Consider the following 20,487-nt stretch of genomic DNA (forward strand, 5'->3'; position numbering starts at 1 on the left):
ACCCGCCGCACCCGGTCGCGGTCGGCCCGACGACGGGCGCCGTGGGCGCCCGGCGGGCCGGCTCACAGCCGGGACAGCGCCGCCGTCGCGAACAGCACCTCGCGGATCGCCTCGCGCTCGCCGTCCTGGCCCGCCGCGGTCTCCTCGGGCGAGATGTGCCCGGCGGCGAGCTGGCAGAACTCGTCGCTGTCCAGGGCGAGATGGGCGACGGCGTGCTCGGGCGAGCCGACCGCGGCCGGCGAGTCCAGGGCTATGTACCAGTCCCCGCCGCCGCTGCCCTCGACCTCCAGATGGAGCGAGCGGCCCGGGGCGCCCGCGGCGACCAGCCGCTGCGCCGGCGACGCCAGCCCGTCCCGTCGCCGCTGCGCGAGCGTGCTCGGCAGCAGCCGGGCCGCGAGGTCGACGAGCAGGTGCAGATGACCGGCGGCCGGCGGCTTGTACGGATAGTCCACGGCGTCGGCGATGTCCCCGGCGTGCACCCAGGTCTCGAAGGCGCGGTCCAGGAAGGCGTCGCGCAGCGCGAGGTCGAACTTGCCGTAGGGGACGGAGAGTTCGGCGACCCCTACGCCGGCGAACGACGCCGTTCTCGTCAGTTCCTGGCTCTGTTCGCGCCACGGGCCGTGCGGCGCCCGCGGGTCCGGGTCCTCGCCCAGGGTGCGCCAGTACGCCTCGGTGCGGCGGCGCGGGCCGGGCTGCTCCGGGGCGGACGGGCCCAGCGGGTCGGGCAGTCCGAGGGCGGTGGCGACCATGCCGTCCACGGCCATCAGATGCCCGATCACCCCGGCGACCGTCGTCCCGCGCTCGACCGGCTCGCGGCCGTCGAACCAGCGCAGCCGCACCGGGGCCCGCCACTCCGCCTCGCCCATGTCGCGCAGCAGCGCGTCCAGCTTGGCGGCCTCCGCGTCGAGCGGCGTGGCCCACTCGGGGACGGGGATGCGCGGCGGCCGGCGGCCCAGGCAGCCCTCCAGCACCCGCGAGCGCAGCAGCGGGTCGAGATCGAGGCTGTCCGCGGGGTGCAGCAGCCCCACCGCGTCGCGCAGCCGCAGCGCCTCCTCGGCGCAGCCGGCGCAGTCCGTCAGGTGCGCCTCGACGGCGGCCGTCTCCTCCGGAGAGCAGGCGGCCAGTGCCCAGGCGCCCAGCAGGGACTTGAGCACCTTGTGGGACGGGGCGGCCGGGGGCGGGTGGCTCGGGTCGGTGCCGTCGCCGGTCACGGGGTGGTCATCGCTCTCGTACTCCGCAGGGACGTCGTGGGGCGGGGCGGGGGCCGGGACGGGGCCGGGCCCCGGGTGGGGGGCTGGTGGGACGGGCGGGAGGTCCGGCAGCGGGCCGTGGTCCTCCGCGGCGGGGCGCGGGGACGGTATCCGGGGACGTTCACCGGCGCCCCCGGGGTGCTCGTGGCCGTCCCACTCGTCCGGGCCCCTCACCGGGACCGCCCGTGGCCCGGACCGGGCGGTGTGGAGTGCGGCGGGCGCGGGGTGTGCGGGCCGTGGGGGCCGCGGCGCATCGGGACCGCGGGCAGAGCCTGGTGGTTGTGGGCGGTGGACAGCAGCTGGAGGCCCAGGCGGAGCCGGCGCCGCGCCTCGTCCTCGGTGACGCCGAGGTCGGCGGCGGTCTGGCGGTAGTCCCGGCGCTGGAAGTACGCCAGCTCCAGGGCCTGGCGCAGCGGGGCGGGCATGGACGTGACGATGTAGTCGGCGCGGGCGGCGGTGGACGCCTCGTGGATCCGGCGTTCCAGCTCGCGCTCCGACTCGGCGGACCCGGGGTCCGCCTCGCCGCGGTCGCGCGCGGAGTCGGCCTCGGTCTGGCGCAGTCGCTGGACGGCGTGGTGCCGGGTGATGCCGGCCACCCACGAGCGCAGCGAGCCCTGCTTGGGGTCGTAGGAGTCGGGGTGCTCCCAGATGTAGGCGAAGACCTCGCGGGTGATGCGGTCGGCGGCGTCCTCGTCGTCCAGGACCCGGTGGGCGAGGCTGTGCACCAGCGAGGCGAAACGGTCGTAGAGCTCGCCGAGTGCGGCGGCCTCGCCGCGGGCGAGCCGCTGCTGCATCCGCCTGTCCCAGCGCGGTGGTGCGTCATGTGCCATGGGACCCCCATCCCTGCCCGTCGCGGCCGGGCTCACACCTCGGCCGGCGCTCCGCCGGGGAGCGCGAAGCGGCCCCGGCCTCCCCGGAGGGCCCGCGCGTCGCAGGGCCCCGTGTCGTCACTCCCGCCCACTGTCGTACCCGTATCCACCCCTCCGCTCACGATCGCCGGGGTCGTCACCCGATCCGGCGGCGCGCCCGGCCGGCTGTGGACCGGCGCTGGCGCCCGGACGCCGTGGCGCGCTGCGGGTGCGCGCCGTGACGGCGACCGTGTTCCCGAATGTAGTGGGAGGGTCCGACAAAGCACCCGCCTTTGCGGCAAAGCCGGTCGTGAGGGCGTCGCGGGTGGTAAGGGCGTGATGAGGTGGTGGCAGACCTGGGGGTGATCGGGGTGTGTCCGGCGCTCGAAGTGGATCGTTGTGGACCGTTCATGCCTGTATCGACCCGTGCGTTATCCGGGTGTGACCGGTTGCGGGCGAAAATCCGCCGTCCTGTGGGCATAGCCTTGGGGACGGGAAGCCCGCCGTGCCACGGAATCGAAAGCGTTTCGCGGGGGAGAGGCCGGGCAGTCGAGCCGGGAAGGGTGGGTTCCGGATTGCAATCCGGGCACATCCGGTCCGAAAGCGAGCGAAAGGCTTCGAGCGCGTGTCGTTGAAGGTGGCAGAGGACGAAAAGGGCCCCTGGGCCGTACTGCAGGTCTCCGGCGAGATGGACCTGGTCACGTCGCCCGCGGTGCGCCAGCACGTGCACGACGCGGTGGCCGAGGGCCGGCGGTCCCTCGTGCTCGATCTCTCCGAGGTCCGGTTCTGCGATTCCAGCGGGGTCGGCGTGCTGATCGCCGCCCGCCGCCTGATGCGTTCCTGTCAGGGCCGGCTGCGGCTGATCCTGCCCGCCCAGGGTGCCGTCGACGGCTCGCACGTCAACCGTGTCCTCGCCGCCCTCGGCGTCCGCCGCCTCTTCGAGGTCTACCCGGACCTGCCCACGGCGGTGGACGAGGCGGCCGCCCCACTGTCTGCCTGAGGCGGACGCCCGGCCGTAGCGGCCGCGGGCCGGGCGGCGGACCCTTACCCCGCCCCGTACGGGAACTCCGCCCGTACGACGAAGCCGCCCTCGGACGTCGGACGCGCCTCCAGCGTCCCGCCGAGGCTCTGCGCGCGTTCGCGCAGCCCCACCAGACCGTGCCCGCCCCCGGGCAGCGCGGGGACCGGCGCCGTCGCGTCCGGCGGCCCGTTGCGGATCTCCACCCGCAGCCCCTCCCGCGCCCGCTCCGCCGCCCCCGCGCCGCCCGGCGCGCCCAGCTCCACCGCGTCGACCCGGACCCGCACCCGCGCCCCCGGCGCGTGCTTGCGGACGTTGGTGAGCGCCTCCTGGACGGTGCGGAAGGCGGCCCGCTCGACCGTCCTGGTGCCGCGCGGACGGCCCGCCCCGGCTCCCGTAACGGCCCGCGCGTCCCCGTCGCCGTCCGCCGCCGGCCCCTCGTACGTCACGTCCAGCGCGCTCAGCTCGATCAGCCGGGGCAGTTCGTCCAGGGACGGCTGCGGTGCCGGCTCGCCCGTGTCCCGGGCGTCGCCGCCGGCCGCCCGGAGGACGCCGACCATGTGCCGCAGCTCCTCCAGTGTGCGGACGGACAGCTCGCGGATCGTGCGGGCCCCCTCCCGCGCCGCCTCGTCCGCGGTGCTCACCTGCACGGCACCGGCCTGGAGACTGATCAGGCTGACCTGGTGGGCCACCACGTCGTGCATCTCCCGGGCCAGCCGGGCCCGTTCGGTGGCCTTCACCCGCTCCGCCAGCAGCCGGTCCTCGCGGCGCAGGCTGCGGGTCAGGTCCTCGACCCGGGAGGCCAGTTCGCGGCGGGTCCGCACCAGCAGGCCGAGCGCGATCGGGGCCGCGGAGGTGACACAGGCGTCGATCAGCACCAGGGTGTTCTCGCGGTACGCGGTCGGCTCGAAGTCGGAGATCGGGTACGGCAGGAAGTGCGCGGTGACCAACAGCAGCGCGCACACGCCGAGTCGGGCGCGGACCCGGCCGGGGGTGCCTCCCGTGGGTGCCGAGCCGAGGAGGGGGGACGCGGCGAGGGTGTAGAGCGCGATCATCGGCGCGAACCAGATGTAGCCGATGTACAGCCCCGGCAGCGTCACCAGGAACACCAGCAGCGGCCAGCGGCGCCGCAGCAGCAGGGCCGCCGCCGCGACCACCGAGACGCCCAGCTCCAGGGCCATCTCCAGCCCGTTGACCAGCAGCGCGTCGACGATCGAGAGCAACACCGGGACGACCAGCGGGCCGAACCGCCGCAGCAACCCGAACAGCCGGCCGCGACGGAGCCGGCCGACCGCGCGGCGGGCCCGGCCCGCCGTCCCGCCTGCCGCCGCCTCCCGGCCCGCCGCGCCGCCCCGGCCGGATATCACCCGGACCCCCGCGGAACCCCCGCCACCAGGCCCGCGCGGTCCGCGACGATCGCCGCCTGTATGCGGTTGATGCCGCCCAACTTGGCCAGCAGCGCCCGCACATGGTCCTTCACGGTGCTGGGCGCCAGGCCCATCCGCTCCGCGATCTGCGCGTTGCCCAGGCCCTCGCCCAGCAGCGCCAGCACCTGCGACTCGCGCGGGGTCAGCCCGCTCACCGCGTGGGCCGCGGCGGCCTGGTCCTCGGCCGTCAGATAGCCGCCGATCACCGCGCGGGTCACCCCGGGGTCCAGCACGCTGCCGCCCGCCGCCAGGGTCCGCACCGCCCGTACCAGCTGCTCCGGGTCGGAGTCCTTGAGCAGGAAGCCCGCCGCGCCCTCCCGGAGCGCCGCCGTCAGGTACTCCTGCGCGTCGAAGGTGGTGAGCATCGCCACGGCCGGCGGCTCCGGGGTGGCGCGCAGCCGGCGCAGTACGGTCAGGCCGTCCACGTCCGGCATCCGGATGTCGAGCAGGACGACCTCGGCCGCGCAGCCCAGCACGGTCTCCACGGCCTCCGCGCCGCCGCAGTCCGCCACCATCTCGATGTCCGGGGCGGTCCCCAGGATCATCCGCAGTCCGGACCTGACGAGTCTCTCGTCGTCCACCACAGCGACACGGATCACCGGCCGCCCCTTTCTTCCCACACTCCCGTCCGAGCCCCGGAACCGCCCGGCGCTGCGCGACTCCGTCCTCTGCCGCCGGGTCCCCCTCAGGAGGGTCCCGCCCCCGCCGACCGGCGGGGGTCCTCGCCCGACCTGCGGACGATGGCGCGGGGCGGGCCCCGCGGGCAGAGTGGTTCACATGCTGCACCACTGAAGAGGCCACAAGCCCAGGACGCGTTGCAGCTCACATCGACGGCCGCCGCGGCCCCCACACGCGGCGGACGTCCCCGGCGTGCGGGGGCGGCCCGAAGGGGACTTCTCCCGAACGGACATGAGGGGCCTACGAGGTCCCGTCGCCGCCGCTCCCGCCGCCGATTTCGTCTTCCCCCGACGTGCCCGACCGGTCCGTTTCGTCCGGGCCGGTTTCGCCCGGGCCCGGGACGCCCGGCCCCCGGTCGTCCGCGTCCGCCTCATCCACCTCGTCTGCCTCGTCCACCTCATCGGCCTCCTCGGCCCGTCGGTACTCCTCCAGCCGCTCGCCCCGGCTCTCCGCGACCCGCACGGTGTCCTCCAGCGCGGTCCGCAACTGCGCCGACAGGAACCGCAACTGCCCGGCGTCGGCCGACGGATCGTCGATGATGGGCTCGGCGTGGCCCAGCAGCCCGACGCTCATCCTCAGTTGCAGCGCCTCGATCCGGTCCGCGTAACGGGAGACCGGCCCGTCGCCCGTACGGTCGGTCAGCAGATAGCAGGGCTGCTCGGAAGAACCGGTCCAGGGAAGCAGCCGGACAACGGAACGCCCATCGGAACGGGCACCGGCATGAGCACCGGAACGGGCATCGGAACGGGCATCGGCATGCGACACGTCGGCCTGCTTTCTCTCGGTGGGATGCGCCCGGTCCGGTGTGCGGACCGGGTCCGTCGTCCTCGACGGACCGGCAACGCTAGGCGGGCGCGCACCGCACGGACAGCGACGTCCTGTGCCACTTCGGGCAGGGCGTAGGACGTTCTGTCCCACCCGCCACTCCCTCGGACGATCGCGTCCTACGCGTCGAGGTCGAGCCGGTCGGCGAGCTCCACCAGCGGAGAGGTCCGCCGCCTCTCCCGCCCCCGGAGTTCGGACACCAGGCGCAGGCTGGTGGAGTGGTAGCGCATCCACTCGGGGGCGGTGCGCTCCGCGGTGAGCAGAGCGGCCACCGCTCCGCCGTCGTGGTGCAGATCGGCGAGGGCCAGTGCGCGGTCGACGTGGAACCGCGCACGCCACGTCGGTGGCAGCGCCCGCAGCTCCGGCACGGTGCGCGCCGCGCGCAGGGCCTCCGCGCTGTCCTCCATCTCCACCAGGAAGTTGACCTTCGCCACGCCGACGTTCGTGGGGCCGAACGGCGTGGCGTAGTCGATCCGGTCCGCGCCGAGTCTGGCCGCCGCCGCGCCCGCCAGAGTCAGAAGGTCGAGTACGGTGTCCCGGCGCTCCAGCCGGACGGCCGCCGTCGCCGCCCGCAGCAGCAGGATTCCCCACAGCGCCAACTCCGCCGGCGGGGAACGGAAGCCCGGTTCGATGCGTTCGGCGGCACTGAGCGCGACGCGTTCGGCGTCCGTCAACCGCCCCTGCTTGGTCAGCACCCAGGCGAGGCTGGAGAAGCCCATGGTCTCCAGGTGCGGGTCGTCCCCCTTGGCCGCCGCCGCCCGTGCTCGTTCGAGCGCGGTGAACGCGGCGTCCTCCTTGCCCAGCGCCGCCAGTGTCGTCGCGGCGATCTGGTACGCCTCGGCGAGCACGGACTGGGCGGAGGCCGCCGCACTTCCCGTGGACGCGTGCGCCACCGCCTTGGCGTCCCTGATCAACTGCGGCAGCAGCGAACCGATTTCGGCCATTCGCCCTTCGCGGCGGATGCCCTCCGTCGAGCGCAGCGAAGCCTGCAACGCCGCGATGCCCGGCGGGTCCTCGGGATCCGGCTCCTCTCCCAGGAGCTCGGACACCGGCGAGACGGCCTGGCGCAGTGCCAGTACGGACGGCTGCTCGCCGTCGCTGCGCACCTCGAAGGTGGTGGCCTTGCCGACCAGCGCGGACGTCTCCACGTCCAGCGCACGGGCCAGCGCGTTGAGCGTGCCCAGCCGGGCCGTCCGGCGCACGCCCTGTTCGAGCTTGCGCACGATGTCGACGGACAACCCGGCGCGCTCGGCGAGCCCTTCCTGGGTCAGCCTGCGCCGGGCACGCAGCCGGGCGATGCGGTCCCCGATGCCGGGCTCCTCGTGGAACAACTCCATGGCCACCCCCGCGAGACGGACGTATCGACCACGCTACGCCTGCGGGAGACCGCCCCGCGCCTCCCCGCCGCCCTCCGGCGCCCCCGCCGGCTCCGCCGCCCCCGTGCGTCCCGGGCCCCACCCCATCACCAGCACCGCCACCGACGTCATCGCCGCCAGGCTGAACGCGGTGGTGGCCATCGACAGGGCGCCGTCGGGGGTTTCGAAGGACTGGTTGAAGAAGTCGGTGACGGTCAGCCAGACCGCCGTGCGGACCGTGAGGTACAGCTCGACCGAGGCGAAGACCAGCAGCGCGCCGCGGACGTCGCCGCGGGCGCGGAACGCCAGTACGCCCAGGAAGAAGAAGGCCAGGATCGAGCCGAGGGTGGTGAATTCGGCGGAGGCGGCGAGGTTCAGGGTGCCCAGCACCGAGCCGTCCACCGCGCCGCGGAGGTACCGGAAGGTGTCCATCCCGGCGGTGGACAGGTCACGGGTGGTCCAGGCGAGCCGGATCGCGCCCATGGCGAGGAAGAGGACACCGCAGATACGGGAGAGGCACCGGCCCCGGGCGCCGGCACAGGGCCCCGGCGCGGACGCGTCCGTACCCGCGCCCGTAGCCGTAACCGCACTCGCGGAATCGGTCCGGTCCGGTCCTGGCCCCTGCCCCTCCGGCCCGACGGACCCGGTCCGCCCCCGAACTCGCCCCCGAGCCCGTCCTTCCGTCGCCGGGAGCATGGCGGCCAGCACCACCACCGCGACCACCAGGCCCAGTACCCGGGTGGCCAGCGCCCATCCGCCGAGCGGATCGGTGGCGTACTGGTCGCGGTAGGCCGCGTCGAACAGGCCGACCGCCTCCCGCAGCGAGACGGCCAGCAGGAAGAACCCGGAGAACAGTGCCGCGCTGCGGGCCGGCCGGCGGTGCGCCACGGCGAGCCCGGCGGTGGCGAGGAACGCGGCGGCGAACGCCCACTCGTAGGGGCCGACGAGTTGGGAGGCGGGCGAGGCACCCGGATTGAACAGCCCCTCGACGAAGTCCCATACGGAGCTGTCGCCCTGGACGATGCCGTACACCGTCCAGGCGGTGAGCGCGGCGGCGTAGAGGGTGAGGAAGAACGCGGTGGTGTGGTACGCGCCGTGATGGTGGGCAGCGGCGCGGGACGGATCGCCGCCCGGACGGACGTCCAGCGCGTCGCCGTCCCGCATCACCATGGCCGATCCCCGTTTCCGTGCCGTGCTGCCTGCTGCCGTTGCGGAGTTGTCGCCGGTGGCGCCGCTGCCGCCGCCTCACTGTGTCAAGGACGGGCGGAGGGGCGGGGGAGGTTCCGCTCCGTGTGTCGCGAGTTGATCAAGATACGGGCCCGGCCCGCCCTGCGCGAACGGGCATGGTCCCCATATGTGAACGGGCGTGGTCCCCATATGCGAACGGGCGCACCCGCGCTCCCGTTCACCGCACCCGGCGGGCCGTGACTCCCACGAACTCGCGGATGCCCCGTCGGGTGTGGCCCGCAGCTCGGTGAGGGCGTCGCGGTCCTCGGCCCAGTGGATCTCGGTCACCTCGGCCGTGATCCGCTCGGCGCGGTCCAGGACAGCGGAAGGGATGTTCCCGGCCTTTTCCAACTGGTGCCGGCGGAGGTCGCGTTGCCGTCATACCGGCAGTAACTTGCCGTAACGGGGCCGGTGTTGGAGTGGGAGCCGCCGTCATCCGGCCACCCGCCGTGCGGCAAGATGGCGCCATGGGCATCTTCGGGGGAGAAGGCCGGCTGATCGGTGAGCGCTATCGCCTGGGCATCCGCCTGGGCCGTGGCGGTATGGGAACGGTCTGGCGGGCCACGGACGAACTACTCGGCCGCCAGGTGGCCGTCAAGGAACTCAACCTGGACGACGTCGCGGCCGAGCCCGAGGCCCGGGTGCAGCGCGACCGGGCGATACGGGAGGCGCGGACGGTCGCCCAGGTCAAGCACCCGAACGTGATCGTGGTGCACGACGTGGTCGAGCAGGACGGGCGGCCGTGGATCGTGATGGAGCTGGTGGAGGGCCCGTCGCTGGCCGACCGGCTGGCGTCCGCCGGGCCGCTCGCGCCGGTCGAGGCGGCCCGGATCGGCCGGGCGCTGCTGGGCGCGCTGCGGGCCGCGCACGCCCGTGACGTGCTGCACCGCGACATCAAACCGGCCAACGTGCTGCTGGAGGACGGCAGCGACCGGGTGGTCCTCACGGACTTCGGGATCGCCCAGGTGCCGGGGGCGACGACGCTGACCGGCGCCGCCGGCTTCGTCGGGTCGCCGGAGTACACCGCGCCGGAGCGGATGGCCGGGCGCGGCGCCGGCCCGGAGGCCGACCTGTGGTCGCTGGGCGTGCTGCTGTGCGCCGCCCTCAGTGGTGTGACGCCGTTCCGCCGGGACTCCATGGCAGGGGTGCTGCACGCCGTGGTCTACGAGGACATCGAACTCCCCTCGGCGGACGGGCCGTTGGCGGAGGCGATCCGGGGCCTGCTGGAGCGCGATCCGCGGCGGCGGCTGGACCTCGACGCGACGGAGCGGCTGCTGAGCGGCGTCCCGGCCCCGGCGCGCGACCCCTTCGCCGAGCGGGGTGCCGGTGCCCGGCCGGATGCCCGCCCGCCGCACACGGACCCGTTCCGCCCGCTGGGCGCGGCCGGCCGCCGGGCTCCCGCCGCTCCCGTGGCCCCCTTGGCCGGGGCCATGCCGGCTGGCCCCGCTCCCGCCCCGGGCGCCGCGCCCTCGGCCGGAGTCGCTCCCGCTTACGTGGAGCACGCCGCGCCCCCCGGCCACCGAGCCGCCACCCCTGGGACCCCCGGAACCCCCGTACCGTCCGCCACCCGCCCACAGGACCACCGGAGGAGCCTCGTCCTGGTGGCGGCCGCCGCCGTCGTCGGCATCGGTGGTGCCGCGGCCGGTCTCGCCGCCTTCCTGGCCAACGGGGGCGGCGGCCATGCCACCGACGACCTGACCGCCGCGCACACCGGTACGTCGGCGCAGGCGACCGCTCACAAGGGGAAGAAGGGGCGGCAGGGCCCGCCCGGCCCCACCGGTACCCCCGACCCGGCGGGTTCGTCGGGCCCACGGGGCATCGCGCCCGGCGACCTCGGCCCCACGATCACGGTGACCGCGTCGGCCGGGCGCGACGCCGCCGCACCGGCCCCGCCCGGCTACCAGACCGTCCGGGACCCAGCCGGCTTCACCATGGCCGTCCCCACCGGCTTCACCCGCTCCTACGAGAACTCGCGGGTCTACTACTACTCCGAGGGCAAGCGCTTCCGGATAGGTGTGCAACTGCAGAAGCCGGTGCCCGAGGGGCCGATCGGCGCGATGCGCACGGCGGACGCCAACGGGCCGAAGAACTACCCCGGTTACCGCGACGGGACCGTCGTCGAGACCACCCACAACGGCCTCCGGGCCGGCCGCTGGCAGTTCGTCTGGGACGGCAGCGCCCAGGACGCCGGCGCCCGCTACACCTACGACCTCAGCTGGAACGAGGGCGGCCGGATGATGGACGTCTGGATCTCCTCGCCGGTCGCCTCCCGCGCGGACGCCAAGCGGCAGTTCGACACCGCGATCGACTCCTTCCAGCTGGCCGGCCACTGAGCGGCAGGTCGGCGGCCCTGCCTTCCCGACGCGCCGGAGGGCAGGGCCGGCGGGCGTCCGCCCAGACCAGCACCCTTGTAGCCAGCAAACACTGGCGCAATCGTGTGCCGCGCGCGAAAACCTGTTACTGCCGGGTACACAAAGCGGTCCCGGGCGAATACGCTCGCCCGCATGACGGACTCGCAGGACACCGGAACTTCCGCCTCCGCCGCCGACGAGGCCCCCCGGGACGCGGCCCAGAGCGTCCCCCAGGAGGCCCCCGGGGCCCCGGCCCAGGAGACCCCCGCCGACGGCAACCCGGTCGCGCTCGCCGCGCCCGGCACCCGTACCGCCGCGGACGTCGTCCCCCCGGAAGTGGCCGCCCGCCTCACCCGCGCCGTGGTCGGCAGCGGGACGACCGCCAACCACACCCCGTTCACCGGGGAGAAGCTGGCGGACCTGCCCGAGTCCACCCCCGAGGACGTCGCCACCGCCTTCGAGCGCGCCCGGGCCGCGCAGGAGCGTTGGGCGAAGGTACCGGTCCGGCAGCGCGCCGCGGTCCTGCTCCGCTTCCACGACCTGGTCCTGCGCCGCCAGGCCGAGGTGCTCGACCTGATCCAGCTGGAGACCGGCAAGGCCCGGCTGCACGCCCACGAGGAGGTGCAGGCGGTCGCCGTCGCCGCCCGCCACTACGGCCGCAAGGCCCCGGCCTACCTCCGCCCCAAGGGCCACACCGGCGTCGTCCCGACCCTCACCAAGGTCACCGAACTCCGCCAGCCGCGCGGCGTGGTGGGGCAAATCGCCCCCTGGAACTACCCCTTCGAGCTGACCGTCGGCGACGCCCTGCCCGCCTTCGTCGCGGGCAACGCCGTGGTCATGAAACCCGACACCGAGACCGCGCTGACCGCCCTGTGGGCGCGCGAGCAGCTGATCGAGGCCGGGCTCCCCGAGGACGTCTGGCAGGTGGTCCTCGGCGAGGGCCCGGTCGTCGGCCCGGAGGTCGTCCGGCACGCCGACTACGTCTCGTTCACCGGCTCCACCCGCACCGGCCGCGAGGTCGCCCGGGGCGCCGCCGACCGCCTCGTCGGCGTCTCCCTCGAACTCGGCGGCAAGAACGCCATGTTGGTGCTGCACGACGCCGACGTGGAGAAGGCCGCCGCCGGCGCCGTCCGCGGCTGCTTCTCCTCCGCGGGCCAGCTGTGCATCTCCATCGAGCGGCTCTACGTCCACGAGTCGATCGCCGACGCCTTCGTCGAGCGGTTCGCCGCCCGTACGAGGGCCATGCGGCTGGGCAACGCCCTCGCCTACGGCGCCGACATGGGCTCGCTGGTCGGTGCGCGCCAGTTGGAGACCGTCACCCGGCACGTGGAGGAGGCGGTGGCCAAGGGCGCCCGGGTGCTCGCCGGCGGCCGCCCCCGCCCGGACATCGGCCCGCTCTTCTACGAGCCGACCATCCTGGACGGCGTCGAGCCGCCGATGGCCGTCTGCGGCGAGGAGACCTTCGGCCCGGTCGTCTCGATCTACCGCTTCCGCGACGAGGACGAGGTGGTGGCCCGCGCCAACGCCACGCCGTACGGCCTGAATTCCAGCGTCTGGACCAAGGACGGCCGCCGCGGCCGGGCGGTCGCGGCCCGCCTGCGCACCGGCACGGTCAACGTCAACGAGTCCTACGCGGCCGGCTACGGCAGCGTGCAGTCCCCGATGGGCGGCATGGGCGACTCCGGTCTGGGCCGCCGGCACGGTTCCGAGGGCATCCTCAAGTACACCGAGGCCCAGACCGTCGCCCACCAGCGACTGATGCCGCTGGCCCCCTCCTTCGGCATGACCGACGAAAAGTACGCCGCCTTCATGACCCGCAGCCTGCGCGCCATGAAGGCCCTGCGCCTGCGCTGAGCACGTTCAACCGCCTCCGGCGGGGAAGTTCGTCCCCTTCGGCAGGGATGTTCGTCCCCTCCGGCGGGGGAATTCCAGCCCCTCCGGCGTTTGAGGAGCGGGGTCCGGGGCGGAGCCCCGAAAACGGATACGGAGGTATCGGTGCCACAGCCCAACCCGGCCCAACCCCACGCCCCAAAGGGCGAGTCCAGCTACGACTACGACGTCATAGTCATCGGCTCCGGCTTCGGCGGCTCCGTCTCCGCCCTCCGCCTGACCGAGAAGGGCTACCGCGTCGGCGTCCTCGAAGCCGGCCGCCGCTTCACCCGCGACACCCTGCCCAAGAACTCCTGGGACCTCAGGAACTACCTGTGGGCCCCGGCCCTCGGCCTCTACGGCATCCAGCGCATCCATCTGCTCGGCAACGTCATGGTGCTGGCGGGCGCCGGCGTCGGCGGCGGCTCGCTCAACTACGCCAACACCCTCTACGTCCCGCCCAAGGCGTTCTTCGACGACCCCCAGTGGCGCGAGATCACCGACTGGCAGCAGGAGTTGCAGCCGTACTACGACCAGGCCCGGCGGATGCTCGGCGTCCGGCTCAACCCGACGATGACCCCGTCCGACGTCCATCTGAAGGCGGCCGCCCAGGCCATGGGCGTCGGCGATTCCTTCCACATGGCCCCGGTCGGGGTGTTCTTCGGCGACGGCGAGGACGCCGACGGCACACCGCGCGCGAAGCCCGGAGGGGAGGTCGCCGACCCCTACTTCGGCGGCGCGGGCCCGTCCCGCCGGGCGTGCACCGAGTGCGGCGAGTGCATGACCGGCTGCCGGCACGGCGCCAAGAACACCCTCACCGAGAACTACCTCCACCTCGCCGAGCGGGCGGGCGCGGTGATCCACCCGATGACCTCGGTCGTCGCCCTCACCGAGGACTCCCGCGGCGGCTTCGCGGTCCGGACGCTGCCCACCGACAACAAGAAGAAGGGTGCCGGCAGGACGTTCACCGCCCGCAGGGTGGTGCTGGCCGCCGGCACCTACGGCACCCAGACCCTGCTGCACCGCATGAAGGACAGCGGGCTGCTGCCGTACCTCTCCGACCGCCTGGGCACCCTGACCCGCACCAACTCCGAGGCGCTGGTGGGCGCGCAGACCACCAGCCGGCGCTACCGCGCGCGGCACGGCGCCGAGCGGGTCGACTTCACCCGGGGCGTCGCGATCACCTCGTCCATCCACCCGGACGAGAACACCCACATCGAGCCGGTCCGCTACGGCAGGGGCTCCAACGCCATGGGCAGCCTGACGGTGCTTCAGGTCCCGTACCGCCCGGCCGGCCGGGTCCTGGGCTGGGCCGGCAACATGGTCCGCCACCCGGTGCTGGCGCTCCGCTCGCTCTCCAACCGCCGCTGGTCCGAGCGCACCATCATCGGCCTGGTGATGCAGTCCCTGGACAACTCCCTCACCACGTACCGCAAACCGCGCGGCCTCGGGAAGGGCCTGCTCACCGCCCGGCAGGGCCATGGCGCCCCCAACCCCGACCAGATCCCGGAGGCCACCGAGGCGGCCACCCTGCTCGCCCAGGAGATCAACGGCTTCGCGGGCAGCAACGTCGGCGAGCTGATGGGCACCCCGCTGACCGCGCACTTCCTCGGCGGCTGCCCCATCGGCGCGGACGCCGGCAGCGGCGTCATCGACCCCTACCACCGGCTCTACGGCCACCCCGGCATCTCGGTCGTCGACGGGGCCGCGGTCTCCGCCAACCTCGGCGTCAACCCGTCCCTGACGATCACCGCCCAGGCGGAACGCGCCATGTCCCTGTGGCCCAACAAGGGCGAGCCGGACCCGCGCCCGGCCCCCGGGCGGCCCTACGCCCGCGTGGTGCCCGTCGAGCCCCTCAGTCCGGCCGTCCCCGCCTCGGCCTTCGCGGCCCTCAAACTCCCCCTCCTGCCCGTCCCCCCGGTGCCGCCCAAGAACCCCCACCACCCGACGCCGGAGACCACGACGTCGGAGGAGCCCCCGGAGTAGCCGCACCCACGCGGCTCCCTGACGCGCCCACCCACAGCGAAGGGCCCCGAATCCTTCCGCGAGGGGGGAACGCGGAGGCCACGGGGCCCTTGGCTTTCGGTGCCGGCGTCAGGGCAGCGCCGGCACCGACGGGCGGCGCTGGGGGGGGGGTAGCGCCGCTGGCTCATCGGGTGGTGCGGGGTGGTGCGCGAGATCGCTGTCGCTCCGATGCGGACCGGTGTCGTACGAGGCGAAGGTCCGTACCGGAGGCGGTTCTCGGTTCGTCGAGCATCGTCCTGGATGCGCCTCACCTGGCGCAACCGTTTCGACGGATGCGGTCGGTCCCGGGCGTCCCCAGGACCGACCACCCCATCGGTGTGACCGGGCTGCTGTCCCCTGCTGACCGGTCACGGACCGGAACGAGGTCCCACGACGCGGACCGCTGCCAGCGGCCGGCGTCTCATCGCTCCGGCTTTCCGCCCGTGGGGCGGCGTCTACGCGTAGTCCTGCAGGCCGCGCCTGGCTGGCGTGGCACCGGGAACAACGACCCCTCTCCGGAACCGGTCACGCGCCGTACGGGTGAGAGGGCACCCGAACTCAGTTCCAGTCGGGCCTCCACGCGGACCCCGGCCGGAACCGGCCGGGCGACCGATCGGATCCGGCCGCGGCAGCGGCGCGGAGCCGTCTCAGACCCGGCCCCGGGAGAGCTCCAGCAGGGTCATCGCCACTGCGGTGCCCTGGCGGCCGAGCTGGCCGCGGTAGTGGCCGAGCACCTCCATCTCGCGGGAGAGGCTCAGGCGCGGCCCGCCCGAGGCGATCCGCTCGCGTTGGATGACCGCCGAGACGGCCATCCGTTCCTGGATCAGCCCGATGATGCGGCCGTCGAGATCGTCGATCCGGCGCCGGGCGTCCTGGATCACGTCGGCCGCCTCGGGGGTCCGTGCGCCGGAGTCCGGGGCGGTGGTCGTCGTCGGTGCGGTGCTGCTCGTCGTGGTCATGTCCGTCTCTCCTGGAGTGGGGCCCCGGAGCCCTGGAGGCCGCTGCCGGTCCGGACGGAAACACCAGGCGCCCCGGACCGTCATCGGCCCGGGGCGCCTGGGGAAGTCGTGTGTCAGTCGATCAAGCAGCACGACCATGGCAGCCGGACGGGCCGGTGCCATAGGTAAAGGCGAAGCTGTGCTGCTGGAACATGGCGTTCAGTATGAGCCCGTTAGAATCGAAAGTCCAACCTCTGCTCCACACCGCCGGAAGGCCGCCGAAGTGCCATCAGCGCCCCCTGCCGCCGCACCGGACGTCGTCCTCGTTGTCGACTTCGGCGCACAGTACGCCCAGCTCATCGCCCGCCGGGTCCGCGAGGCCCGGGTCTACAGCGAGATCGTGCCGTCCACCATGCCGGTGGCGGAGATGCTCGCCAAGAACCCCCGGGCGATCATCCTCTCCGGCGGTCCGTCGTCGGTCTACGCCGAAGGCGCCCCCCGCCTGGACCGTTCGCTGTTCGAGGCCGGTGTCCCGGTCTTCGGCATGTGCTACGGATTCCAGTTGATGGCCACCGCCCTCGGCGGCACGGTCGACAACAACGGCGCCCGTGAGTACGGCCGCACCGCACTGGCGGTCAGCCGGCCCGGCTCCACCCTCTTCGAGGGCACCCCCGCCGAGCAGTCCGTGTGGATGTCGCACGGCGACGCCTGCTCGGCGGCCCCCGAGGGCTTCACCGTCACCGCGTCCACGGACCTGGTTCCGGTGGCCGCCTTCGAGAACGACGAGAAGAAGCTCTACGGCGTGCAGTACCACCCCGAGGTGCTGCACTCCACGCACGGCCAGCAGGTCCTGGAGCACTTCCTCTACCGCGGCGCGGGCATCGAGCCGACCTGGACGACCACCAGCGTGGTCGAGGAGCAGGTCGCCGCGATCCGCGAGCAGGTCGGCAGCAAGCGGGCGATCTGCGGGCTCTCCGGCGGAGTGGACTCCGCGGTGGCCGCCGCCCTCGTCCAGAAGGCCATCGGCGACCAGCTGACCTGCGTCTACGTCGACCACGGCCTGATGCGCAAGGGCGAGACCGAGCAGGTCGAGAAGGACTTCGTGGCGGCGACCGGCGTGCAGCTCAAGGTCGTCGACGCCAGCGAGCGGTTCCTCAACGCGCTGAAGGGCGTCTCCGAGCCCGAGCAGAAGCGGAAGATCATCGGCCGGGAGTTCATCCGGGTCTTCGAGCAGGCCCAGGCGGAGCTCGTCGCCGAGGCCGGCGCCGAGGGCGAGGAAGTGGCCTTCCTGGTCCAGGGCACGCTCTACCCGGACATCGTCGAGTCCGGCGGCGGCACCGGCACCGCGAACATCAAGTCGCACCACAACGTCGGCGGCCTCCCCGACGACCTGGAGTTCGAGCTCGTCGAGCCGCTGCGCAAGCTGTTCAAGGACGAGGTCCGGATGGTCGGCTCCGAGCTGGGCCTGCCCGACGAGATCGTCCACCGCCAGCCGTTCCCGGGCCCGGGCCTGGGCATCCGCATCGTCGGCGAGGTCACCCAGGAGCGCCTGGACCTGCTGCGCGAGGCCGACGCCATCGCCCGCGAGGAGCTGACCACGGCCGGTCTGGACCGCGAGATCTGGCAGTGCCCGGTGGTCCTGCTCGCCGACGTCCGCTCGGTCGGCGTCCAGGGCGACGGCCGCACCTACGGCCACCCCATCGTGCTCCGCCCGGTCTCCTCCGAGGACGCCATGACCGCGGACTGGACGCGCATGCCGTACGAGGTGCTGGCCCGTATCTCCACCCGCATCACCAACGAGGTCGCGGACGTCAACCGCGTCGTCCTCGACGTGACCAGCAAGCCCCCGGGCACCATCGAGTGGGAGTGACCCCCGCGGTCTCCCGCTGACGCCTGCCGACGCCGTCTCCCACGCCTGTGGGGGGCGGCGTCGCCGTTTGCGGGGGTGGGTGCGGCGTGGTGCCGGCGGTGGTTGACGACCGAGAGTCCGGAGCGGAAGATTGATTCCGTATTACGGCAACTTATCTCCGCGATGCGGAATTGAGTGGGGTGTGCGCATGAGCACCATCGGTTTCCTCGGCCTCGGCATCATGGGCAGCCCCATGGCGGTGAACCTCGCGAAGGCGGGCCACACCGTGCTCGGCTGGAACCGCAGCCCCGGCAAGGCGGACGCGCTGGTCGCCGCCGGCGGCCGGGAGGCGGCGTCGGTGGCCGGGGCGGTCGCCGACGCGGACGTCGTCATCACCATGGTCCCGGCGTCCCCGCAGGTCGAGGCGCTCGCCTACGGCCCCGACGGGATCGTGGCGAACGCCAGGCGCGGCGCGCTGCTGATCGACATGTCCTCGATCACCCCGCAGACCTCCGTCGACCTGGCCCGGAACGCGGCCCAGAAGGGCCTGCGGGTCCTGGACGCGCCGGTCTCCGGCGGCGAGGCCGGCGCCGTGGAGGGCGTGCTGTCGATCATGGTCGGCGGCGAGCGGGCCGACTTCGACGCCGCCCGGCCGATCCTGGAGGCCCTCGGCACCACGCTCGTGCACTGCGGTCCGCACGGCTCCGGCCAGACCGTCAAGGCCGCCAACCAGCTGATCGTCGCGGTCAACATCCAGGCCGTCGCCGAGGCCGTGGTCTTCCTGGAGAAGTCCGGTGTCGACCTCGCCGCCGCCCTCGACGTCCTCGGCGGCGGACTGGCCGGCTCCACCGTCCTGACCCGCAAGCAGGACAACTTCCTCCGGCGCGCCTACGACCCGGGCTTCAGGCTCGAACTCCACCACAAGGACATGGGCATCGTCACGGACGCCGCCCGCACCGTCGGCGCACCCCTCCCGGTCGGCGCCGCCGCGGCCCAGCTGATCGCCTCCGCAGTGGCCCGGGGTGACGGCGCGCTCGACCACTCGGCGCTGCTCCGCGGGGTGGAACTGCTCAGCGGGTACGGGCGGGAGCGGTAGGCCGGGGGCGCGGCGCGGTTCGTGACGGCGCGGGCCTGGATTCCGGTGGAGGCGGAAGGTAGCTTCCGCCCGAGCGCCGTGAGCCGTACGCGCCAGGAGGAGAACCGCCATGCCCGAGCCGACGCCGATACCCACCGAGCAGTTGCAGTTCGCGATGCCGCCGGCGCACACCGGCGTCGACGAGGAGCGGCGGTACCGCAAGGAGCGCCTGACGGCGGCGCTGCGCCTGTTCGCGCGGCACGGCCTGGAGGAGGGCGTCTCGGGCCAAGTCACCGTACGTGACCCGGAGTTCGCCGACTGCTACTGGGCCAACCCGTTCGGCGTCCCCTTCGCGCTGCTGACCGTCGGCGACCTGGTCCTGGTCAACGGCGAGGGGAAGGTCGTCGACGGCCGCCGCCACGTCAACCAGGCGGCGTTCACCCTCCACGCGCAGATCCACCGGGCCCGCCCGGACGTCGTCGCGGTCGCCCACAGCCACTCCACCCACGGCCGCGCGCTCGCCGCCCTCGGGGAGCCGCTCGACCCGATCACCCAGGAAGCCTGCGCCTTCTACGAGGACCACGCCCTCCACACCGCCTATACGGGCGTGGTGGTGGACGAGGAGGAGGGGCGCCGGGTCGCCGCCTCGCTCGGCCCGCGCAAGGCGGTGATCCTGCGCAACCACGGGCTGCTGACGGTCGGCGACTCGGTCGACGCGGCGGCCTGGTGGTTCCTCACGATGGAGCGCTGCTGCCAGGTGCAGCTGGCGGCCAGGGCGGCCGGCGAACCGGTGCCGATCGGCCATCAGGACGCGCTGCGCACCCGGGAACAGCTGGGCAGCGACCTGGTCGCGTGGATCAACTACCAGCCGCTGTACCAGCAGATCGCGCACCGCGAACCCGAGCTGTTCGGCTGACCGCCCGCCCGTACAGCGAGGCGGCGCCCGCACGGCCGAAGTGGCCGCGGGGCGCCGCCCGTTGGGTGCCGACCCTGCCGCCCGTTCCGCGTCACACGTGCGGGAACAGGGCCAGGAAGGGATCCGCGGCCGCCTGCAGCCCCCGGCTGAACGGTGCGTCGAAGTCCCAGACCAGGAACAGCAGAAAGGCGATCAGCGCGCTGAACACGCCGGCCATCAGCATCTCCCGCCCCGAACGCCGGATCTGGAGGGTGTACATCACCCCGATGGAGATCACGCCCCCGATGATCAGCCCGAACCACACCACCCCCGGAAGCGTGGAATCCGCCGCGTCGGAACGGGCCATCCGGGCGCTGTCCGCGGCCGCGACCTGGTCGACGAGCGGTTGGTAGGACTCCCGCTCGTAGTCGTCCCGCGGGTGGTAGCCCATGACGTCGGTACGGACCTTCGCCAGCAGGTCGGCGCCCCGCTGGGTCAGTTCCCCGCGCTCGGCCATCACCGGCCACTCCTTGTGGACGACATAGCCGACGTAGGACTCGACGTCCTTGCGGATGGTGTCCCGTACGGGCGCCGGCCAGACCTGGACCCGCGCGCTGACCTCGTGCAGCGCCTGCGCCTCGGTCCGCACGGTGTCCTCGGCGCCGCTCCGGGCCTCCCAGACACCGGCGATGGCCAGGCCCAGCACGATCGCGTACACCACCCCCACCATCATCGTGAGGTACTCGATCACGTCAGGCGTCTCGGAGGGGTCGTCGTCCTCGCCGATCCGGCGCTCCTTGAGGACGGTGATGGTCAGGACGACGCCGCAGACCGCGGCCATGGCGATGGTCAGCACCAGCCATTGCGACATGGAGACC

16 protein-coding genes are annotated in these 20,487 nt (G+C 73.7%); 7 read left to right on the top strand and 9 right to left on the bottom strand.

Features of this window, described 5'->3' with window-relative positions; translation table 11 throughout:
• Window positions 1–62 precede the first annotated feature (62 nt).
• Together K2224_RS09945 and K2224_RS09950 are read right to left on the bottom strand one after the other, a co-directional pair.
• Window positions 63–1,424 (bottom strand): zf-HC2 domain-containing protein, encoded by a 1,362-nt coding sequence (locus K2224_RS09945; RefSeq protein WP_221906216.1) that lies wholly within the window; start codon window positions 1,422–1,424, stop codon window positions 63–65.
• Complete coding sequence (locus tag K2224_RS09950) at window positions 1,421–2,080, bottom strand: sigma-70 family RNA polymerase sigma factor (protein ID WP_221906217.1); 660 nt, start codon at window positions 2,078–2,080, stop codon at window positions 1,421–1,423. The genes K2224_RS09945 and K2224_RS09950 overlap by 4 nt, the downstream gene beginning before the upstream one ends.
• A 643-nt stretch (window positions 2,081–2,723) precedes the next feature.
• Between K2224_RS09950 and K2224_RS09955 the strand changes: the two genes are divergently transcribed.
• The gene (locus K2224_RS09955; RefSeq protein WP_066985354.1) at window positions 2,724–3,098 is read left to right on the top strand and encodes an STAS domain-containing protein; all 375 of its coding nucleotides are present in this window, start codon (window positions 2,724–2,726) and stop codon (window positions 3,096–3,098) included.
• Window positions 3,099–3,142: 44 nt separating this feature from the next.
• On the opposite strand, the gene K2224_RS09960 is transcribed toward K2224_RS09955, so the two are convergent.
• From K2224_RS09960 to K2224_RS09980, 5 genes are all read right to left on the bottom strand, one after another.
• Entirely contained in the window at window positions 3,143–4,483 is a 1,341-nt protein-coding gene (locus tag K2224_RS09960; protein ID WP_399018175.1) for a sensor histidine kinase, read from the bottom strand.
• A complete protein-coding gene (locus K2224_RS09965; protein WP_221906218.1) occupies window positions 4,480–5,142 on the bottom strand; it encodes a response regulator transcription factor in 663 nt (220 codons plus the stop codon). Before K2224_RS09965 ends, K2224_RS09960 begins: the two co-directional genes overlap by 4 nt.
• 319 nt (window positions 5,143–5,461) lie before the next feature.
• On the bottom strand, window positions 5,462–5,986 hold the full coding sequence (locus tag K2224_RS09970; RefSeq protein ID WP_260692454.1) for a hypothetical protein: 525 nt from the start codon (window positions 5,984–5,986) through the stop codon (window positions 5,462–5,464).
• Window positions 5,987–6,165: 179 nt separating this feature from the next.
• On the bottom strand, window positions 6,166–7,383 hold the full coding sequence (locus tag K2224_RS09975; protein ID WP_221906219.1) for a helix-turn-helix transcriptional regulator: 1,218 nt from the start codon (window positions 7,381–7,383) through the stop codon (window positions 6,166–6,168).
• Between the two features lie 33 nt (window positions 7,384–7,416).
• Window positions 7,417–8,571 carry a hypothetical protein gene (locus K2224_RS09980; RefSeq protein WP_221906220.1) on the bottom strand — a complete coding sequence of 385 codons (1,155 nt, stop codon included), beginning with the start codon at window positions 8,569–8,571 and terminating at the stop codon, window positions 7,417–7,419.
• Window positions 8,572–9,095: 524 nt separating this feature from the next.
• Between K2224_RS09980 and K2224_RS09985 the strand changes: the two genes are divergently transcribed.
• The 3 genes from K2224_RS09985 to K2224_RS09995 all read left to right on the top strand — a co-directional run bounded on the left by K2224_RS09985 (window position 9,096) and on the right by K2224_RS09995 (window position 14,834).
• Window positions 9,096–10,961, top strand: a complete 1,866-nt coding sequence (locus K2224_RS09985) for a serine/threonine-protein kinase (protein WP_221906221.1) — start codon at window positions 9,096–9,098, stop codon at window positions 10,959–10,961.
• A 171-nt stretch (window positions 10,962–11,132) separates the two neighbouring features.
• Window positions 11,133–12,833 (top strand): succinic semialdehyde dehydrogenase, encoded by a 1,701-nt coding sequence (locus K2224_RS09990; protein WP_221906222.1) that lies wholly within the window; start codon window positions 11,133–11,135, stop codon window positions 12,831–12,833.
• Window positions 12,834–12,974: 141 nt separating this feature from the next.
• Window positions 12,975–14,834: a GMC oxidoreductase gene (locus tag K2224_RS09995; RefSeq protein WP_221906223.1), complete on the top strand. Its 1,860-nt coding sequence runs from the start codon at window positions 12,975–12,977 to the stop codon at window positions 14,832–14,834.
• 665 nt (window positions 14,835–15,499) lie between these two features.
• Here K2224_RS09995 and K2224_RS10000 read toward each other — a convergent pair.
• Complete coding sequence (locus tag K2224_RS10000; RefSeq protein WP_221906224.1) at window positions 15,500–15,811, bottom strand: chorismate mutase; 312 nt, start codon at window positions 15,809–15,811, stop codon at window positions 15,500–15,502.
• 262 nt (window positions 15,812–16,073) lie between these two features.
• Between K2224_RS10000 and guaA the strand changes: the two genes are divergently transcribed.
• From guaA to K2224_RS10015, 3 genes are all read left to right on the top strand, one after another.
• Window positions 16,074–17,660, top strand: a complete 1,587-nt coding sequence (gene guaA, locus K2224_RS10005; RefSeq protein WP_221906225.1) for a glutamine-hydrolyzing GMP synthase — start codon at window positions 16,074–16,076, stop codon at window positions 17,658–17,660.
• A 187-nt stretch (window positions 17,661–17,847) separates the two neighbouring features.
• Window positions 17,848–18,735 carry a 2-hydroxy-3-oxopropionate reductase gene (locus tag K2224_RS10010; protein WP_221906226.1) on the top strand — a complete coding sequence of 296 codons (888 nt, stop codon included), beginning with the start codon at window positions 17,848–17,850 and terminating at the stop codon, window positions 18,733–18,735.
• Window positions 18,736–18,844: 109 nt separating this feature from the next.
• On the top strand, window positions 18,845–19,630 hold the full coding sequence (locus tag K2224_RS10015; protein ID WP_221906227.1) for a class II aldolase/adducin family protein: 786 nt from the start codon (window positions 18,845–18,847) through the stop codon (window positions 19,628–19,630).
• A gap of 91 nt (window positions 19,631–19,721) precedes the next feature.
• Here the strand turns inward: K2224_RS10015 and K2224_RS10020 are convergent, their stop codons facing one another.
• On the bottom strand, window positions 19,722–20,480 hold the full coding sequence (locus K2224_RS10020) for a DUF4239 domain-containing protein (RefSeq protein ID WP_221906228.1): 759 nt from the start codon (window positions 20,478–20,480) through the stop codon (window positions 19,722–19,724).
• Window positions 20,481–20,487 lie beyond the last annotated feature (7 nt).

The organism is Streptomyces sp. BHT-5-2, assembly GCF_019774615.1.
GTDB lineage: Bacteria > Actinomycetota > Actinomycetes > Streptomycetales > Streptomycetaceae > Streptomyces.